The organism is Maribacter huludaoensis (genome assembly GCF_029350945.1).
GTDB classification, from domain to species: Bacteria; Bacteroidota; Bacteroidia; order Flavobacteriales; family Flavobacteriaceae; genus Maribacter; species Maribacter huludaoensis.
Window position 1 is genome coordinate 69,338 of the sequence record NZ_JARKMS010000008.1, and the last position, 19,019, is coordinate 88,356.

Sequence of the window (19,019 nt, forward strand, 5' to 3'; positions counted from 1 at the left end):
ACGTTAATCTCTCCCAAATAAAATTTTGATGTTGGCATAAGAATTTTCTAGTGCTTTTTCTATTTTATCAGGCCCTTTCCATCTTACCTTAAAGATACCCTCCTTTTTTTCAGGTTTTAGTTTACCCTCAAAATTGGTACGCATCTCATACCAATAAACCTGCTTTAGTTTATTAACGCCATTACGCTTAAAAATGTGATATGTTGTTCTAATGTAACGATCTATAACAAGACCTTTTACACCGGTTTCTTCTTCTACTTCACGAACGGCACATTCCTCAATAGATTCCCCTTTGTCCAATTTGCCCTTAGGTAAATCCCATTTATCGTTTCGGTAAATAAAAAGTACTTTCCCCTCTCTATTTTTAACGACACCGCCACCGGCAATTACCAAAGGAACGACTTGAGTGAATTTTTTTAAAATTTCATCGTAATTAGGATGATAAATAAACGCTTCCCTCAACTTCTCCTTTCTCAATGAAGTAATTGCCTCCTCAATAGATTCTTGATTTAAAGAATAATACTCCCCATTTGTTGTATCAGAGAGTTTATTTGTCAAAATCAAAGGCAATTCATTAACAAAAACTTTATACATTTGCGTTATGGTTTTAGACAAAAACACTGCAAAAAAAACAGCAGAGCTTCTCTTGCAAATTAATGCAATAAAATTGAAACCCGAAAATCCTTTTACATGGGCCTCGGGCTGGAAATCTCCTATATATTGCGATAATAGAATTTTACTTTCTTATCCTATTATAAGAAACTACGTTCGTGATGAAATGGCAAAGCAGGTAGAGCAACTTTACGGCAAGCCAGATTGTATTGTAGGCGTAGCTACAGGTGCAATTGGAATTGGAGCTTTAGTTGCCGACAAACTTAATTTACCGTTTGTTTACGTTAGGCCTGAACCTAAATCACATGGTCGACAAAATCAAATAGAAGGTCATTTAGAAGCCCACCAAACAGTAGTGGTTATAGAAGATTTGATCAGCACCGGAAAAAGTAGCCTTAACGCTGTAAAAGCACTAAAGGCGGTAGATGCCAAAGTAAAGGGTATGTTGGCAATTTTCACATATGGTTTTGAAACTGCCGATTCTAACTTTAAAGAAGAACATACAGAGTTGCATACTTTAAGTAGTTATGATTATTTAATTGAACAGGCATCTGACACAGGCTACGTCAAAGAAGAGCAACTAATTACATTAAAGCAATGGAGGAAAGATCCTTCAAAATGGACAAATAAATAACTATGTTTATAGAAACACCAAAGGCAGAAATATCAAAAAATAAAGAAGAAACATTTAACTTCTTGAACGACCTGCCTAATTTTAGATTGTTAATGCCTGAAAATATTGACAAATTCGAAGTTTTAAATGAAAATAGATTTCTTTTCGCACTAAAAGGAATGCCAGAAATTGTATTGGAGAAAAAAGAGCAAACACCGTTCAACCAAATTGTTTTAGGTGCTGCAAGTGAAAAACTACCATTTACCTTAACTGCGGATATTATAGAAATAGATGCCGATAAAAGCGAGGTTGTTCTAAGTTTTAAAGGTGAATTCAATGCAATGATGGCCATGATGATCAAAAAACCGATAACAAATTTCATCAATACCCTATCAACAAATTTGGGCAAAGTCTAATACAACAAACGTATTTCCTTTAACCCATATTCCAATAAATTACCATTTTCATGTTTTACCACTAATTTACCGCCAATAGAAACTTCTTCTATTGTGCCGGTAAAGCGTGAATCATCTTCTTTTACAAAAGTACTGACCTTACCTATTCTGAACAGTTTAGTATGATACTGAGCATATAATTCTTCCTCTAAACTATCTATAGGTTTGTTTAAATACAAATACAACTGTTCAATTATTGAATAAAATACCGAATCTAGATTAAAATCAGTGCCCACAATATTTTTCATAGAAGATGCATTTGGTGCATTTCTAAATACTTCTTGGTTAACATTTAATCCAAATCCTATAATTGTGCGCCTAATTTTTGAACCCGACAAAATATTTTCTATCAAGATACCTCCTATTTTAGAATTACCTGACAGAATGTCGTTAGGCCATTTTATACTTAAATCAGGTATTGCCAACCGGTTTAAAGCATCTATTATTGCAAGTGACACACAAACACTTATTAAAAAAACACGTTGTAAGGGCACATTGATATCATTTTTCAATACGCTGAAAGCTAGATTCTTATAAGGTTCAGACTCCCATTTAGCACTCATTTGCCCCCTACCGGAAGTTTGGTTTGCAGTACTAATTACAGTAAAATCTTCCAATACTTTATTAAATGATAAATCTTTTAAATAGGTGTTCGTAGATTGCGTGGCATCAAGTTTGATTATTTGCATTTACTGTTCTTATTGTGAATCTTTAATGTATTGTTAAAAACTAGTCCTAAAAGAACAAAAAAATAATAACTTTGTAAAAACTAAAATTTTTGAATGCAGGAAAATAAAACTAGCAAAGATGAGTTAATTGCATTAATAATTCAGGGAATTGACGAAGTAAAAGGTCACAACATCAACCTATTAGATTTAAGAGAAATTGAGAATACCGTTTGTGATTACTTCATAGTTTGTAACGGTACTTCGAATACGCATGTAAATGCTATTGTAGGTTCTATTCAAAAAACAGTAAGTAAAGCGATTCAAGACAAACCTTGGCACGTAGAAGGCGAAGACAATGCCGAATGGGTACTTATGGACTACGTTAATGTAGTTGTTCATATCTTCCAAAAGCAAGTAAGAGAATTTTATGATATAGAAGGTTTATGGGGAGATGCAAAATTCACAACTATAGAAAGTAGCGTAAATTAATAAAAAATTAAAATGGCAAAAGAAAACAAAACAAATCCGAAAAAACCAAAGTTTAGTTCTTGGTGGATTTATGGATTGGTAGCAGTATTACTTATTGGATTTCAATTATTCAATAGTGATGACCTAGCTAGCACACAAAAAACGACTACTTCAGAATTACAGCAGTATTTAAGAAATGGTGATGTCAAAAAAGTATTGATCATTACCAACACCAATCAAGCAAAGGTTTTTTTAACCGATGATGCTATTGCAAAAGAAGTTCACAAAGATGTGAACGAGAAGTCTTTTCTTCCATCATCCGGCAATGTACCTCAGTACACTTTAGATTATGGTGACCTTCAAATATTTCAGAATGAAATCACTGAAATCAAAAAAGAAAACAATTTAGATACAATCATTGAATTTGGTAAGGAATCTACTGCTATTTTAGATTTCTTGTTATCGCTTTTACCATTTGTATTGATTATAGGTATTTGGATCTATTTAATGCGTAGAATGTCTGGCGGCGGCGGCGGCGGTGCCGGAGGTCAGATTTTTAATATAGGTAAGTCTAAAGCAAAATTATTTGACGAAAAGACAGATACAAGAACTTCCTTTAAAGACGTTGCCGGATTAGAAGGCGCAAAAGAAGAAGTAGAAGAGATCGTAGAATTTTTAAGAAACCCGGACAAGTATACATCATTAGGTGGTAAAATACCAAAAGGTGCATTACTTGTAGGACCTCCAGGTACTGGTAAAACACTATTGGCCAAGGCCGTTGCAGGTGAAGCTAAGGTTCCTTTCTTCTCGTTATCCGGTTCAGATTTCGTTGAAATGTTCGTAGGTGTAGGTGCTTCTAGAGTACGTGACCTGTTCAAGCAAGCTAAAGACAAATCACCGGCCATTATATTTATTGATGAGATCGATGCCATTGGTAGGGCAAGAGGTAAAAACAATTTTACGGGATCTAATGATGAGCGTGAAAATACGTTGAACCAATTACTAACAGAAATGGATGGTTTTGGCACCAATACAAACGTAATTGTACTTGCAGCAACCAACCGTGCAGATGTATTGGATAAAGCATTAATGCGTGCCGGTAGATTTGACAGACAAATCTACGTGGATCTTCCAGATATTCGTGAGCGTAAGGAAATTTTTGAAGTTCATTTAAGACCTATCAAAACTGCAGAGACGTTAGATTTAGATTTCTTGGCAAGACAAACGCCTGGTTTCTCTGGTGCAGATATTGCAAATGTTTGTAACGAAGCTGCGCTAATTGCAGCTCGTAATGAGAAAAAAGCGGTTACAAAGCAAGATTTCTTAGATGCGGTCGATAGAATCGTTGGTGGTCTAGAAAAGAAAAATAAAATTATTACTCCTGGTGAGAAAGAAACCATTGCTTATCATGAGGCTGGTCACGCAACCACTAGTTGGATGTTGGAGCACGCCGCTCCTTTGGTAAAAGTTACCATTGTACCAAGAGGACAATCATTAGGTGCTGCATGGTATTTACCGGAAGAGCGCTTAATTGTTAGGCCAGAACAAATGTTGGACGAAATGTGTGCAACTATGGGCGGTAGAGCTGCTGAAAAAGTGATTTTCAATAAAATTTCTACAGGCGCCTTAAGTGACTTGGAGAAAGTAACCAAGCAGGCTAGAGCAATGGTTACTATTTATGGACTTAATGATGAAATTGGTAATATCACCTATTATGATTCATCTGGTCAAGATTCGTACGGTTTCTCAAAACCTTACAGTGAAGACACTGCGCGTAAAATAGATGCAGAAATTTCAAAAATAATTGAAGAGCAGTATCAACGTGCTATCAAGGTTTTAACTGAGAATAAAGATAAACTTACCACTTTAGCTGAAAGATTGTTAGAGAAAGAGGTTATCTTTAAGGAAGATTTAGAAAAAATCTTTGGCAAGCGAAATTTCGAAAAGGATATTTTAGCTTTAGAAAACGAGAAGAAACTTAAGGAAGAAGAGGACAACAAATCTACGGAAGAGCAAGAAATTACAGAGAATAAGTAAAATTGCAGTACTTTAGATTAGCAATTATTTCAATAACGTAAATGGGGTTTTTAGATATTTTATTTGGTGGTGGCAAGAAGAAGGTTTCGAAAGAAACTACAGAAACGCGCGGAGATCATATGCCAGATTTGAATATTCCTGTTGACGAAAAATTTACTATTCATTTTAAGCAAAATGGCGGAAAGTTTATTTATTGCGATTCTGATGCCGAAGTTTCAAAAGCAATTCAAAATATAATAACTGAAAATAATTGGGAAAGCGAGCCTTTCTTCGTTCTAGATGAAAGGCTAGCCCAAAAATTTTCAAAAGAGCCAATTACTTTTACGGACCAAGCAAGATCAAGCGAAGTATTCTTTACTACTTGTGAGCACTTAATTGCACAAAACGGCAGTATACTTGTTTGCTCCAATCAATTATTGGAGAAAAAAGTAAACGAACTACCTAGTAATGTAGTAGTTTTTGCAACCACAAGTCAGCTGATCGAGTCTATAGGCGAAGGACTAAAGACCATAAAAAAGAAATACGGTCAAAAAATACCGGCTAATATAACTACACTAAAACACTTTAAAGCTACCCCAGAAAACTCAGATGATTTTCTAACATATGGTAGTAGTACTAAAAATCTTTATCTTTTACTTTTGGAAGATTTATAGTATGAAAGAAATTCTAAGAAGGTCACTAACTGGGGCTGTGTACATAATCTTATTATTGTCAGCAGTCTTTTTAAGTTCTGATGCCTTTGACTTTTTATTTATGACCTTTGGGTTGGCTTGTTTATATGAGTACAAAAAATTAGTTCACTTAAGAGGATATCATATTTTTGCTGCTTATTTAGCCATATGGTGGGCATTTATATATTTGGTAAAAAATCAACAGGTCATTAATATATTAATGGTAATTACCATTGTTGTAGATATTTATTTGCTCATTAACCTATTCACGAAAAAGCCTATTAAATTCAATACTCCAATGAAATTTATTGTCGGTCTTTTCTATATTGGCGGAGGGTGTATTTTTTTAACTATGATACCTTATAAAAATGATGCTTTTGCCAAACTGTTGATAATGGGTATTTTCATTTTAATTTGGGTAAATGACTCATTTGCATACCTAGTGGGCAAAAGCATAGGAAGAACTAAACTTTTTCCTTCAGTTTCTCCTAAAAAAACTATTGAAGGTACTCTTGGAGGCTTTATATTTGCACTGGCTGCAGCTTATTTAATGGCTACTTTTGAAGCGCTGATCAGTCCAATACAATGGATGATTCTAGCAACTGTAATTGTCGTTGCAGGTAGCTTGGGCGATTTAATTGAATCTAAATTAAAAAGGGCGGCCGGCGTTAAGGATAGCGGAGCCATTTTACCAGGTCACGGAGGCATGTTAGACCGTTTAGATAGCTTGGTCTTTGCCGCACCATTTGCATATTTAACTTTAAATATATTCAGTTATGTTTCATAGGGAGGGACAAAAAATTATATTACTTACTTTTTGTTTAGTTGGGATTAGCGTATTGCTAGCTCATTTTTTTATTGATATAGCATGGTTGAAATTAACAGTTCAATTGTTAGGCTTAGTGCTATTGATCATAATTCTCCAGTTTTTCAGAAACCCAAAAAGATTAGCGGTGAAGAACTTTGATGAAATTTTATCTCCGGTAGATGGCAAAGTCGTTGTTATAGAAGAGGTTTTTGAAAAAGAATTTTTTAAGGAAAAAAGAAGACAGGTTTCTATATTCATGTCTCCCGTGAACGTACATGTTACCAGATACCCGGCTAGTGGTAGTATAACATTTTCCAAATATCACCCTGGAAAATTCTTAGTTGCTTGGCACCCAAAATCCAGTGAAGAAAACGAAAGAACTACAGTTGTTATCAAAACTCCTAAATTTGGTGAAATTCTATATCGCCAAATTGCAGGTGCCCTGGCTAGGCGTATTGTCAATTACGCCGAAAAAGGAGAAAGCGTTCAACAAGGTGATGACGCAGGATTCATAAAGTTTGGCTCTAGAGTAGATTTATTTTTACCTTTAGATTGCCAGATAAATGTCAAGTTAAATCAGAAAGTTAAAGGCGCGGAAACTTGTATAGCTACTTTTGTCGATCCAAACGAGCATGAAGAAATTACGTATTGAATTTGAGGAAAAAGTTGCTTTGGTCAATAGCTTTACCGAACCAATACCTGCGGACATTTTACTAAAATTGTATGCCTACTACAAAATAGCCAATGCAAATTTTGACAACCCAGGTAGCAAAACCCCTCTAATCAATGCCTTTAAGGCAAATGCTTTGATTCAAGCTAAAAACATGAGTAAGAAAAAGGCCATGCAATCTTATATTGATTTGGTCAACAAAGAACTAAAAAAATAACCTTAGATTGATTAATGGGTAAATCATGTTATTACTTCTTCCTAAGACACAACTCTTTATCAATTTACAGATTATTAGGTTAAATTAACATTGGGGCTATTTCATTTAAATCTGCAAATCACTTATCATTATATTTATATGCTAATTCTTATAGAATGGCCGTAAAACAATATTCTAGTTAAATTGATTGCCATTAAAAATCAATGATATAAATCTTCTAAATTCGCATCACAAAGGGAACAGATAAGATCCTCCAATTTTTCACATACATCTTTAAAATAACGTTCTCCCTTTTCAGCAGTAGCATACTCCGGATTACCTATACCTGTGTCACTACTAACTTTAGACCATTGGCGTTCTGCCCAAGCCCAACCCTCATTATAAGCTTTGATCTTAAATTTTTTAGCACTACCACTACCCCATGTTTCTTTCGCCAATACCAGTTCTGGTCTTAAATAAAGCATGAGGCTAGTCTCCATCTCATCTGCATGATCACCTTTTTCCTTAAAATATTTAGATTTATCTAACATTGGTGGAAAAAAGCAGAAGCTGATGAACATCTTTGGAAACATTAAACCCAGTTCCCTAACAATCGGTTTAAAGTTATTTCCACCATGCCCATTGAACAATAGTAGCTTTCTAATTCCCTGTCTATCCAAAACAGTTACCAAGTCTTTCAATATTGCCAATTGGGTAGACGGATTTAAATTCATATCCAAATAAATATCCTTTTGCCCTGTATTGACACCGTAAGGTATGGTGGGCAAAATAATTACTTTTTTACCCTTTTCCCATGCAATCTTACCCGCAGCTTCAACCATATTTTCAGCTTGGTAGTTATCTGTGCCATATGGCAAATGATAATTATGCGCTTCTGTTGCACCCCACGGTAATACCGCCAGTTCTATATTTTCATCCTTTAAATGATTCCAATTTGTTTCTGCTAGTATATATGGTCGTATCATAGTATTAAAGATACTATATACGCAAAAAAAAACCCTTGAATAAATTCAAGGGTATGTATATTATTTACATAATGTAATGTAATTACAGGACTTTTTTACCAGATATAATGTTGTATAGAATTACAATAACTGCAATCACCAATAAAATATGTACTAAACTACCGGTTGCAAGTCCAGGAACAATTCCTAACATTCCCAATAACCATATAATTATACAAATAACTGCTACTAACCATAATAGACTTCTCATAATGTGTGTTTTTTAGATTGTTTATATGACAAAGTTAAAGGCATTACCCCTATACCCTTAACTCAAACGAATTGATTACTAGCTCTAAATCAGCGCCATACTATCAACACACTTCACTACAAGTATTAAAAACCAACCACTTACATTAAATTTTCCTTAAAAAAATCAATGGTTCGCGACCATGCCAGTTCTGCTGCCGGTTCGTCATATCTTGGAGTAGACGTATTATGAAAACCATGATTAACATTTGGATAGAAATAGGCTGTATTTTCTTTACCCAGCTCATTAAGCTTTTTTTCATATTCAGGCCATCCGGCATTTACACGTTCGTCCAGACCTGCGTATTGCAGTAATAAAGGAGCGTTTATATCTTCTATTCCTTCCGTAGGTTGACCACCATAAAATGGAACCGCAGCTGCCAATTCCGGCACTTTTACTGCCATCATATTAGAGATCCATCCACCAAAACAAAAACCTACAACCCCTATCTTACCTGTACACCCTTCATGATTCTTTAAATAGTTGAATGCCGAAATAAAATCCTCAAGCATTTCATTTCTGTCTCTTTTCCGTTGCATTTCCCTACCTTCATCATCATTTCCTGGATAACCACCTAACGGACTCAAGGCATCTGGGGCAATCGTGATAAAACCCGCTAGAGCAGCTCTTCTTGCCGTATCCTTAATATACGGATTCAAACCTCTATTTTCATGTACCACCACTATACCCGGTAACTTATCATCAGCTGATTTTGGTTTTGAAAGTAGTGCTTTAATCTCACCACCGCCTTTTGGCGAATCATAGGTGATAAAACCAGAATCAAGATCAGGATTGTTTTTATCGACCAATAACGTAGTTTCGTAATTAGGCATTAAAAAACTCATTAACGAAGGTACCGTAATACCTCCTACCGCATACATTGATAGTTTTTGCACAAAGTCTCGTCGTTCTAGTTTATTATGGGCATAGGCATCGTAGAGATCAAACACTTCTTGTTTAATATCCTCTTTTCTTAATGATTTCATTTTCAAAGCTTTTTGGTTCTATTTAAAATTACAAAAAGCACTTGAGTGCGTCCATGGTTTTAACAATAGAAAAAGCCTCACTCCCAAAAAATGGGAATGAGGCTTTGTTATTTATTAAAGAATATTAGCCTAAACTTGCTAAACTCTTTTCTAAAGTTTCAATTTTAGCCTCGGCATCAGCTAATTTTTGACGCTCAATTGCTATTACCTTTTCAGGGGCATTATTGACAAAACGCTCATTAGATAATTTCTTCTGAACAGACTGTAAGAATCCTTTGGTATATTTCAACTCTTCATTAATCTTCACAATTTCAGCCTCAATATCTATAGCTCCTTCCATAGGTACAAAGTATTCGTTACTCTTTACCCTAAATGTTAATGCACCTTCTAACTGCTCTTCTGTATAAGCAATATCAGAAACATTGGTAAGTTTTGATATAACAACATCAAAACGATCGCTCACCTTTTCAGTATTCAAAACAGATAATTCCAATGCTTCTTTCATAGGAATATTCTTGTTCTTTCTTATAGTTCTAATCCCGGCAATAACCTCAGCGGCAAAATCGAACTCTTCCAATAATTGTTCATCTATTTTACCTATTGTTGGCCACTTTGCAATCACCAATGCTTCGCTCTTGCTCCTTTTTGAAATATGCTGCCACACCTCCTCGGTCAAAAATGGCATGAACGGATGTAACAATTTCAAGTTCTGCTCAAATAGCTGAATTACCTTATCAAAAGTAATTTTATCAATAGGTTGTTGGTATGCAGGTTTAATAATCTCCAATAAAGAAGAACTATAATCATCCCAAACCAATTTATAAATTGACATTAAAGCATCGGAAATACGGAACTTGCTAAAATGATCCTCAATCTCTACCAAGGTCTTGTTCAATTTAGACTCGTACCACTCTAAACCAAGTTTTGATGCTTCGGGCTGTGGTATATCTGCAACTTCCCAACCTTTAACCAATCGGAAACCGTTCCAAATTTTATTGGCAAAGTTTTTTCCTTGCTGACACAGATCTTCATCGAACATTAAATCGTTACCTGCCGCCGAACTTAACAATAAACCAACACGTACACCATCCGCTCCATAATCTTCAATTAATTTTAATGCATCTGGCGAGTTCCCCAAAGATTTAGACATCTTGCGGCGTTGCTTATCCCTTACCAAGCCTGTGAAATAAACATTCTCAAAAGGTTTTTTACCTCTAAACTCATACCCGGCAACTATCATTCTAGCTACCCAGAAAAATAGAATATCCGGACCCGTAACCAAATCGTTGGTAGGATAGTAATAATTCACCTCTTCATTATCCGGCTCCATAATGCCTCCAAATACACTCATTGGCCACAACCAAGATGAAAACCAAGTATCTAGCACATCGGCATCTTGCCTTAAATCACTTTCCTGTAAATCTGAATTGCCAGATTTCTCCTTTGCCAGTTCTAAGGCCTCCTTTAAATTAGCGGCAACCACAAAATCTTCTTGACCGTCACCAAAATAGAACGCCGGTATCTGTTGTCCCCACCACAATTGTCTAGAGATGTTCCAATCACGAACGTTCTCCATCCAATGGCGATATGTATTTTCAAATTTCTTTGGATGCAGTTTTACATCTCCACTTTCCAACACTGCTTCTAAAGCGGGTTTTGCCAAATCTTCCATTTTTAAAAACCACTGATCAGACAGTTTAGGTTCAATGACAGCTTTGGTTCTTTCTGAGGTACCTACTTTATTGATATGGGTTTCGGTTTTTACCAAAATACCCTTTTCCTCCAATTCTTTTGATATTTCTTTTCTAACTACAAAACGATCTTTACCCTCGTAATGCATACCAAAACTATTTAAGGTGGCATCATCATTAAAGATATCTATAGTCTCCAAGTTATGCTTTTCGCCTAGCGCTTTGTCATTTATGTCATGCGCAGGTGTCACCTTTAAACAACCGGTACCGAACTCTACATCTACATACTCGTCTTCTATAATAGGTATTACCCTATTACAAATAGGCACAATAACGTTTTTACCTTTTAAATGGGTAAAGCGCTCATCGTTAGGGTTAATACATATAGCAGTATCACCCAAAATAGTCTCTGGTCTTGTGGTAGCAATGGTCACTTTTTCATCTGAACCTTCTATGGCATATGACAAATAGTACAACAAACCTTGTTTTTCTTCATACACCACTTCTTCATCAGACAAGGTTGTTTGCGCCTCTGGATCCCAATTTACCATACGATAACCGCGATAAATCAATCCTTTATTATAAAGGTCTATGAACACTTTTATAACACTATCATATCTTTCTTGATCCATAGTGAACGCGGTACGGTCCCAATCACAAGAACAGCCCAACTTCTTTAACTGCTCTAGTATGATACCTCCATACTGGTGTGTCCAGTCCCAAGCATGTTTCAAAAACTCTTCCCTTGTCAGGTCATTTTTATTGATACCTTGCTCTTTTAGTTTAGCCACCACTTTTGCCTCTGTAGCAATAGATGCGTGATCCGTACCAGGTACCCAGCATGCATTTTTACCTAATAAACGAGCTCTTCTGATCAATACATCTTGTATAGTATTGTTCAGCATATGCCCCATATGAAGAATACCGGTTACGTTTGGTGGTGGTATTACAATACTATAAGGTTCCCTATCATCGGGAACCGAATGAAAATATCCGTTTTTCATCCAATACTCATACCATTGAGATTCTGTGGACTGCGGATTATATTTTGAAGGAATTTCCATATTTGGAACAGTTTTTGAATAAATAAATATGTGGTTATTAAAAATAAAGCCGAACTGACATTCTAACGGTCATTTCAGCTAAATTTTACCTAAAATTAAATACGAAACAAAAATAAGTAACGTTAGAGTATAACAAAAGGATTTTGAGGTTGATCTGAAAAGATTTAATTTTGAAATCCACCCAAAATTAAAAATGATGAAAAAAATAGTACTTGTATTATTTGTAGGCTTACTAGGATTTAGCTTGACCGCTCAAGACACTGCGGCCAAGATAGAGTTTAAGTCAGAAACGGTTGATTATGGTGAAATAGCAAAAGGTTCTGACGGAGTTAGAGTTTTTGAATTTACCAATACCGGTACTGCTCCGCTTATTGTAAGTAAAGTAAGTTCTAGCTGTGGATGTACAATTCCAAAAAAACCGGAAGACCCAATTTTACCAGGTAAAACAGGTGAAATTCAAGTTAAGTATGATACTAACAGAGTTGGACCTATTCGTAAAGCGATTACGGTAATATCTAACGCAGATACACCAACAAAAGTTTTAAAGATCAAAGGGGAAGTAAAAGCTTCTACCGGTACCAAATAAAAATTACTGTTGTAAAATTAAAAGCCTAACTGAAAAGTTGGGCTTTTTTTTGTCTTATTAATCATCGAAAAGGGGTTTTAACTCAAAGCTGAACAACAAATCATTGTCATAACGCTCTACCAAAACTTTTATCCTTTTATCTTTCTTTACATTAAGCATGTGCATGATCTCTTGTAATTTGTATCTATGAATACGCTTACCATTTACAGCTAAAATTACATCACCCTCCCGTAAACCTGCTGAATGTGCCGGACTCCCTTGACGAATTCCCGATACAATTATCTCTGGCACCAAACTCAACCTTGTAGCTCCTTGAAGCAAGATTTGAACATCTCCATAGGATTTTGCATTACTATTTACAACACCGTTAGCATCGGTAATTCTTTCTGAAACATACCGCATACCGGCATGTTGAAGATCAATACCACTTATATTATACTGAAATAGTTTACCAAAGTTTGAATTCTTGGTTAGTATGAGCTTTTCATTAGCATAATCAAACACCACATGAAAGCGCTTTATAATCTCTCCGCCAAGACTGCCATTTCTACCACCAAAATCAGCAATAGTATTAAATGTTTCCATATCAGGAAATGCTGCCTTGGCATCGCTCAAAATAAAATCAGAAATCTTTAAATGATTTATTTTAGTTCTCTTTCCAAAAATATCTCCTGCCAAACCTTTGCCAAGAAAATCCTGATAATGTTTTTTTGGAAGTTGAATTCTCTCATCTTCAAACAACCAAACCGCATCACTACTACCCGTATCCAACAATAACTTAACAGGAATTTCATCGGTTTTATTGATCATCACATGAGCATCTAAATATGCTTTTCTTCTAATTACCGACATGTCCACTACCCTAGTATGCTTAGACGTTCTATATGTATAAAGCGCTGGATCATAAAACTTAATGGTCTTTTTAACATAATTGACATCCACAACAAAATCCCTAAACAAATCATACCCAATAATACCATGCACAGGAATACCTAGACTTGGAGAAAAATTAATTCCCGCATCCATCACTACATAAATATTTTGATAAAGGTTCTTTACACCACCCAGTTCCACCCTATTATTGGTAGACTTTAATGCGTTAATGGGATCACCTTCCCCCAAACCGTTAATGGTTATCTCAGTAACATTATTTAACTGAATGGAATCTTGATCCGCCAAATTGAACAGTATGGGCGTGCCCACACCAGAATCTAACACAAAAGATAATTCAGTTCCGTTCACCTCTACAGGAACAATCATAAGATTATTAATGAGCTGAAATTTTACTTTTTGAAACTTCTTGCCCATTGGCAATTGGTATGTTTGTGCATTTACAGATAAACCTGCACAACCGGCAAAGAGAATCAAAAAAAGGATATATCTACGTAACATAATCTATATGAATTAGTTAAGCCTTTTTAAGATACGTAATTTTTTAATATGATCGCTATATTTAACAGCACACAGAAGTTTAAATAAAATACAATTTTATTGTAAGTACCATTATCATTTATCACTTTTGCGTAAAATATAATTATATGCCATCTGTCTCAAACAAAGGGCTTACCATGCCCCAATCACCCATTAGAAAACTAGTTCCTTTCGCAGAAGGGGCTAAAAAGAAAGGGATTAAAGTCATTCATTTAAATATTGGACAACCGGACATAAAGACTCCTCAACAAGCATTAGATGCCGTAAAGAACAACAACATTAATGTCTTGGAATATAGCCGTACCGAAGGTTCTGAAGAATTTAGAAGCAAAATTGCCCAGTATTACATTAAAAATGATATTCCGGTAAATGCCAATGAAATTATAGTGACCACTGGTGGATCTGAAGCTTTGTCCTTTGCCATGAATACCATTGCAGATACTGAGGATGAAATTATAATTCCAGAACCTTTTTATGCAAATTACAATGGCTTTGCAACTGCCTGTGGCGTAACTGTGGTTCCTGTCGTTTCTAAGCTTGAAGATAATTTTGCCCTTCCTCCAATCGAGGAATTCGAGAAATTGATTACCTCAAGAACCAAGGCTATTTTAATTTGCAACCCAGGTAACCCTACAGGATATCTATATAGCAAAGAAGAAATACAAAAATTAGCAACACTGGTTAAAAAGCATAATATATTCTTGGTTGCCGATGAAGTTTACCGAGAGTTTACATATGACAACAAGACACACACTTCTATTTTAAAGGAAAAAGGCTTAGAAGAACACGCCATTGTCATTGATTCCGTTTCAAAAAGATATAGTATGTGCGGAGCTAGAATTGGTTATTTAGTTTCTAAAAACAAAGACTTTATTGCAACGGCTCTCAAATTTGCACAAGCGCGATTATCACCACCAACCTATGCACAAATTGCTAGCGAGGCAGCTTTGGACACTCCTGATAGTTATTTTGCCGAAGTTAAAGAAGAATACGTTGCCCGAAGAAATCTTCTTATTACTGAACTTGAAAAAATAGAAGGCATTAAGATTGCCAAACCTCAAGGTGCGTTTTATTGTATTGCCGAATTGCCTATTGAAGATGCCGACCATTTTGCGCAATGGCTATTAGAAGACTTTAGCTTAAATAATGAAACTGTCATGGTAGCACCTGCAGCTGGATTTTACGCTACAGAAGGTCTGGGTAAAAAACAAATTAGAATTGCTTACGTTCTGGATAAAGAAAGTCTAAAACGCGCAGTACACATTTTAAGCGAAGCACTTAAAAATTACAAGGGTTAATGATCATTTATGACCGCTTTTCTTTAAAGAACTACAATACTTTTGGTATTGATGCCACGGCTAGATACTTTGTGGAAGTAACCACTATTGAGGAATTACAGGATATTTTAGAGAATAACTCGTATCCAAGAAAAATTCTTATTGGTGGTGGTAGTAACATGTTGCTTACAGACTATATTGATGCTCTTTTTATACACGTTAATTTAAAGGGCAAGCAGATAGTTTCACAAGATGACAATAATGTGATCGTCAAAGTAATGGCCGGAGAAAATTGGCACAATATGGTAATGTGGGCAATTGACCATGATTTTGGCGGATTGGAAAATATGTCTTTAATTCCTGGTAATACCGGTACGGCTCCTATCCAGAACATTGGTGCCTATGGGGTAGAATTAAAAGATTGTTTTGTAAGTTGTGAAGCTGTTAGAATAGAAGATCAACAATTGGTAACTCTTTCTAAGGAGGAATGTCAATTTGGCTATAGAGATTCGTTCTTTAAAAATGAAGGAAAAGACAAGTACGTAATTACATCGGTCACTTTCTCCTTTACAAAAAAGAACCATAATATTAATTCTAGTTACGGTGCTATAGAAAATCAATTGCTTAAGGAGTCTATTTCAAATCCTACAATAAAAGATATTTCCAATGCCGTAATAACAATTCGCCAAAGTAAGTTGCCAGACCCAAAAGAATTAGGAAATAGTGGTAGTTTTTTTAAAAATCCGATTGTCACAAAAGAAATTTTCACCCGGTTCAGCACAACATATCCAGAGGCACCTTTTTACAAAGTATCAGAGGACTATTATAAAATTCCTGCAGGTTGGTTAATAGAACAATGTGGCTTTAAAGGAAAACGTTTTGGCGATGCCGGCGTACATAAAAATCAAGCGTTGGTACTGGTCAATTACGATAGTGCTACCGGTAAAGACATTCTAGATCTTGCAGCAAAAATTATTAAAGAGGTCAAAAGAAAATTCGAAATTGAAATTAGTCCAGAGGTCAATCTAATAAAATAACCCCTGTAAAATTTACAGGGGTTATTACCAAACCAAACCAACCAAAAACAAAGTGGGCAGTTACCAGCTGACCACTTATTCAATATATATTTTTAGAAAACGCCACTTTAGCAATCAATTTTATAATTTAGCGTTTAAGCATATACGGTTCAATCTTAGCATTTGGATGTCCATTATAAAAAAATATGTACATCTTTTTAAATTATGAGCACTCTATTAGAAAATCATATTGTTGAATTATTACAAGAGCGAAACGAAAAAGCGATTTCCCTTTTGTACGATAACTATGCTGATACCCTATTGGGTGTTGCCAATAAAGTAGTGCGTGACCCGGATCTGGCACAAGATGTAGTTCAAGAATCTTTTGTAAAAATTTGGAAGAAAGCAGATTCTTACGACCCTAAAAAAGCAAAACTTTTTACTTGGCTTTTTAGAATTACACGTAACACTGCAATCGATAAATTAAGAAGTGTAAACACAAAAAGCGACAAAGAAATCCAAATAGATGTTTCTGACGTATATACTCTAGGTGTTGAAAGCACAAGACCAGAATTAATGGATGTAAAAGAACATCTAGACAAAATTGAAGAAAAATATCAAATTGTACTAGAAGCTCTTTTCTTTCAAGGCATGACCCAACAAGAAGCTAGTGATGAGTTGGATATACCATTGGGAACCATTAAATCTAGATTAAAGATAGGATTGCGCGAATTAGGCAAAATCTATGGTCCTGCCGTAATAGCCATGGTATTAAATATTATATTATGAAAGACAAAATAAGAATTTTCCTTGATTCTGATTTATTAGAAAAGTATCTTTTGGGAACGACTACCGAACTAGAAAGTCTTCAGGTAGAGCGTTACATTGCCATGTACCCAGAAGTAAGGGAAACCTATAGCGAATTACAGAGCAATCTTGAAATATTCGCTAAACTTCACGCTATTGAAGCTCCACAAGGTCTAAAGGACAAAATCAACTCAAGAATAAAAGCTGAACGCAAGGGCAGAAAAAGATTTTACAGCTATGCTATTGCCGCTAGTATTACCGCTATCATGTTTATTGGTATCTCAACTTTTTTCTGGAACCAGAACCAGAGTTTACAAGAAGAGAACAGCGTTGTAAGTAATAAAATAAAATTACTTGAAGAGAACATGAAAGAGCAATTGGAAGATGTGCGCAATCAGTTTATTGTTCTTAACAATCCACAGACAAAAAAGTATAACGTAAAAGGTAACCAAAAAGCAAAGGAGCTTAAAGCTGTGGCATACATTAACCCTGTTAAAAAACTATCCTATATTAATGTTAGCAAATTGCCTAATATTCCTGAAAGCCAGTGTTTTCAAATGTGGGCAGAGGTTAATGGCAAAATGATCAATCTTGGTATCATTGAAGAAGCAGGAGACCAGCAAAAGTTATTGGCATTACCATACGCGGAAAATGCCGTTGGCTATATTACCATAGAGCAAAAAGGTGGTAACCAAGCGCCAAATGTAGAAAATATAGTTGCGAATATAGCATACTAAACATTCGCACATAAAGTATTCTTAAAGCCCCATTTTTGGGGCTTTATTTTTTATCTTTGCTTAAAATTTAGCATATGAAACTAGTATTACTTACCATTGGGTTGTTAGCATTGGCCTTTGCAGGGATAGCTATTAAAATATGGTCTAAAAAAGACGGGAAGTTCGCAGGTACCTGCGCCAGCCAGAGTCCGTTTCTAAATCAAGATGGGCAAGCTTGTGGTATGTGTGGTAAAATGCCAGATGAACAAGATTGCAAAAAAGATTTAATCACAGAATAAGCACAGCCACTTCTTAAAACAAGGAGTTTACAATATTGGTATTTGAACAACACGGACAAATTAGAAGAAATAATCTTTAAAGCTAAACAAGGCAATCAAATTGCATTTAGCCGTTTATTGGATATGTTTTGGAACGATGTGTATGGGTTTCAATTAAAACGTACCGAAAACGAAAACGATTCAGAAGATATTACTATTCAAACATTCTCAAAGGCATTTGACAAGATACATACGTATAATGAATCTTATGTGTTTAAAACTTGGTTGATTGCCATTTCCAAAAACATTCATATCGATTTAGTTAGAAAACGCAAAAAAAACGTATTGGACTCTAGAAGTAATTCAGACGCAATATCCAGCGCTTTAGACGCTTCTCCTTCAATGGAAGACCAATTGATTCAAGAACAGAATCTTGCAGATTTACTTAGAGATATTAAAAAGCTTAAGCCCCACTACCAAGAGGTCATCAATCTTAGGTATTTTAACGAGTTGAGTTATGCCGACATTGCCACTCAGTTGAACGAACCCATAAACAGAGTTAAAGTAAAACTTTTAAGGGCTAAAAAATTACTTTCTGAAATTATCAAGGAAAGAAAGTAAACAACAACTAAAAGAAAATTTCTCATAATTTAGAACTCATTTGTGTAGCATGTAATTCTGCTTTATCCACACT

At 35.3% G+C, this 19,019-nt stretch carries 22 protein-coding genes; 15 read left to right on the forward strand and 7 right to left on the reverse strand.

All coding sequences use genetic code 11. The features are described from left to right. Positions 1-3: 3 nt before the first annotated feature. Positions 4-594: an NUDIX hydrolase gene (locus tag PXC01_RS17760; protein ID WP_276473622.1), complete on the reverse strand. Its 591-nt coding sequence runs from the start codon at positions 592-594 to the stop codon at positions 4-6. 7 nt (positions 595-601) lie between these two features. On the opposite strand from PXC01_RS17760, the gene pyrE reads away from it, so the two are divergent. Both pyrE and PXC01_RS17770 read left to right on the forward strand, forming a co-directional pair. After that, positions 602-1,246, forward strand: a complete 645-nt coding sequence (pyrE, locus tag PXC01_RS17765) for an orotate phosphoribosyltransferase (RefSeq protein WP_276473623.1) — start codon at positions 602-604, stop codon at positions 1,244-1,246. 2 nt (positions 1,247-1,248) lie between these two features. Further along, on the forward strand, positions 1,249-1,641 hold the full coding sequence (locus PXC01_RS17770; RefSeq protein WP_276473624.1) for an SRPBCC family protein: 393 nt from the start codon (positions 1,249-1,251) through the stop codon (positions 1,639-1,641). On the opposite strand, the gene PXC01_RS17775 is transcribed toward PXC01_RS17770, so the two are convergent. Further along, positions 1,638-2,369 (reverse strand): biotin--[acetyl-CoA-carboxylase] ligase, encoded by a 732-nt coding sequence (locus tag PXC01_RS17775; RefSeq protein ID WP_276473625.1) that lies wholly within the window; start codon positions 2,367-2,369, stop codon positions 1,638-1,640. The genes PXC01_RS17770 and PXC01_RS17775 overlap by 4 nt on opposite strands. 93 nt (positions 2,370-2,462) lie before the next feature. On the opposite strand from PXC01_RS17775, the gene rsfS reads away from it, so the two are divergent. Genes rsfS through PXC01_RS17805 form a run of 6 tightly spaced genes read left to right on the forward strand, consistent with a single transcriptional unit; the run spans position 2,463 to position 7,219 of the window. Continuing rightward, positions 2,463-2,837 (forward strand): ribosome silencing factor, encoded by a 375-nt coding sequence (gene rsfS, locus PXC01_RS17780; RefSeq protein ID WP_276473626.1) that lies wholly within the window; start codon positions 2,463-2,465, stop codon positions 2,835-2,837. 12 nt (positions 2,838-2,849) lie between these two features. Then, positions 2,850-4,853, forward strand: coding sequence for an ATP-dependent zinc metalloprotease FtsH (gene ftsH, locus PXC01_RS17785; RefSeq protein ID WP_276473627.1), 2,004 nt, complete (start codon positions 2,850-2,852; stop codon positions 4,851-4,853). 41 nt (positions 4,854-4,894) lie between these two features. Continuing rightward, positions 4,895-5,506, forward strand: a complete 612-nt coding sequence (locus tag PXC01_RS17790; RefSeq protein WP_276473628.1) for an LUD domain-containing protein — start codon at positions 4,895-4,897, stop codon at positions 5,504-5,506. A 1-nt stretch (position 5,507) separates the two neighbouring features. After that, positions 5,508-6,311 carry a phosphatidate cytidylyltransferase gene (locus tag PXC01_RS17795; protein ID WP_276473629.1) on the forward strand — a complete coding sequence of 268 codons (804 nt, stop codon included), beginning with the start codon at positions 5,508-5,510 and terminating at the stop codon, positions 6,309-6,311. Next, on the forward strand, positions 6,301-6,984 hold the full coding sequence (locus tag PXC01_RS17800) for a phosphatidylserine decarboxylase family protein (RefSeq protein WP_276473630.1): 684 nt from the start codon (positions 6,301-6,303) through the stop codon (positions 6,982-6,984). Before PXC01_RS17795 ends, PXC01_RS17800 begins: the two co-directional genes overlap by 11 nt. Further along, a complete protein-coding gene (locus PXC01_RS17805; RefSeq protein WP_276473631.1) occupies positions 6,965-7,219 on the forward strand; it encodes an acyl-CoA-binding protein in 255 nt (84 codons plus the stop codon). Before PXC01_RS17800 ends, PXC01_RS17805 begins: the two co-directional genes overlap by 20 nt. 200 nt (positions 7,220-7,419) lie before the next feature. Here PXC01_RS17805 and PXC01_RS17810 read toward each other — a convergent pair whose 3' ends face one another. The 4 genes from PXC01_RS17810 to PXC01_RS17825 form a co-directional block, all read right to left on the reverse strand. After that, a complete protein-coding gene (locus PXC01_RS17810) occupies positions 7,420-8,184 on the reverse strand; it encodes a creatininase family protein (protein ID WP_276473632.1) in 765 nt (254 codons plus the stop codon). Between the two features lie 82 nt (positions 8,185-8,266). Continuing rightward, positions 8,267-8,434 (reverse strand): lmo0937 family membrane protein, encoded by a 168-nt coding sequence (locus PXC01_RS17815; RefSeq protein WP_027067903.1) that lies wholly within the window; start codon positions 8,432-8,434, stop codon positions 8,267-8,269. 140 nt (positions 8,435-8,574) lie between these two features. Further along, positions 8,575-9,459 carry a dienelactone hydrolase family protein gene (locus PXC01_RS17820; protein ID WP_276473633.1) on the reverse strand — a complete coding sequence of 295 codons (885 nt, stop codon included), beginning with the start codon at positions 9,457-9,459 and terminating at the stop codon, positions 8,575-8,577. A gap of 124 nt (positions 9,460-9,583) precedes the next feature. Next, on the reverse strand, positions 9,584-12,214 hold the full coding sequence (locus PXC01_RS17825; protein WP_276473634.1) for a valine--tRNA ligase: 2,631 nt from the start codon (positions 12,212-12,214) through the stop codon (positions 9,584-9,586). Positions 12,215-12,407: 193 nt separating this feature from the next. Between PXC01_RS17825 and PXC01_RS17830 the strand changes: the two genes are divergently transcribed. After that, complete coding sequence (locus PXC01_RS17830) at positions 12,408-12,800, forward strand: DUF1573 domain-containing protein (protein WP_082643031.1); 393 nt, start codon at positions 12,408-12,410, stop codon at positions 12,798-12,800. 57 nt (positions 12,801-12,857) lie between these two features. On the opposite strand, the gene PXC01_RS17835 is transcribed toward PXC01_RS17830, so the two are convergent. Beyond that, positions 12,858-14,192 (reverse strand): aspartyl protease family protein, encoded by a 1,335-nt coding sequence (locus PXC01_RS17835; RefSeq protein WP_276473635.1) that lies wholly within the window; start codon positions 14,190-14,192, stop codon positions 12,858-12,860. Between the two features lie 146 nt (positions 14,193-14,338). On the opposite strand from PXC01_RS17835, the gene PXC01_RS17840 reads away from it, so the two are divergent. The 6 genes from PXC01_RS17840 to PXC01_RS17865 all read left to right on the forward strand — a co-directional run bounded on the left by PXC01_RS17840 (position 14,339) and on the right by PXC01_RS17865 (position 18,946). Next, positions 14,339-15,529 carry a pyridoxal phosphate-dependent aminotransferase gene (locus PXC01_RS17840; RefSeq protein WP_276473636.1) on the forward strand — a complete coding sequence of 397 codons (1,191 nt, stop codon included), beginning with the start codon at positions 14,339-14,341 and terminating at the stop codon, positions 15,527-15,529. Further along, positions 15,529-16,545 carry a UDP-N-acetylmuramate dehydrogenase gene (gene murB, locus PXC01_RS17845; RefSeq protein WP_276473637.1) on the forward strand — a complete coding sequence of 339 codons (1,017 nt, stop codon included), beginning with the start codon at positions 15,529-15,531 and terminating at the stop codon, positions 16,543-16,545. The genes PXC01_RS17840 and murB overlap by 1 nt, the downstream gene beginning before the upstream one ends. Positions 16,546-16,749: 204 nt before the next feature. Next, a complete protein-coding gene (locus tag PXC01_RS17850) occupies positions 16,750-17,313 on the forward strand; it encodes an RNA polymerase sigma factor (RefSeq protein ID WP_276473638.1) in 564 nt (187 codons plus the stop codon). Further along, a complete protein-coding gene (locus PXC01_RS17855) occupies positions 17,310-18,068 on the forward strand; it encodes an anti-sigma factor domain-containing protein (protein ID WP_276473639.1) in 759 nt (252 codons plus the stop codon). The genes PXC01_RS17850 and PXC01_RS17855 overlap by 4 nt, the downstream gene beginning before the upstream one ends. 74 nt (positions 18,069-18,142) lie before the next feature. Then, positions 18,143-18,346, forward strand: coding sequence for a membrane or secreted protein (locus PXC01_RS17860; RefSeq protein WP_276473640.1), 204 nt, complete (start codon positions 18,143-18,145; stop codon positions 18,344-18,346). 42 nt (positions 18,347-18,388) lie between these two features. After that, positions 18,389-18,946, forward strand: coding sequence for an RNA polymerase sigma factor (locus tag PXC01_RS17865; protein ID WP_276473641.1), 558 nt, complete (start codon positions 18,389-18,391; stop codon positions 18,944-18,946). Positions 18,947-19,019 lie beyond the last annotated feature (73 nt).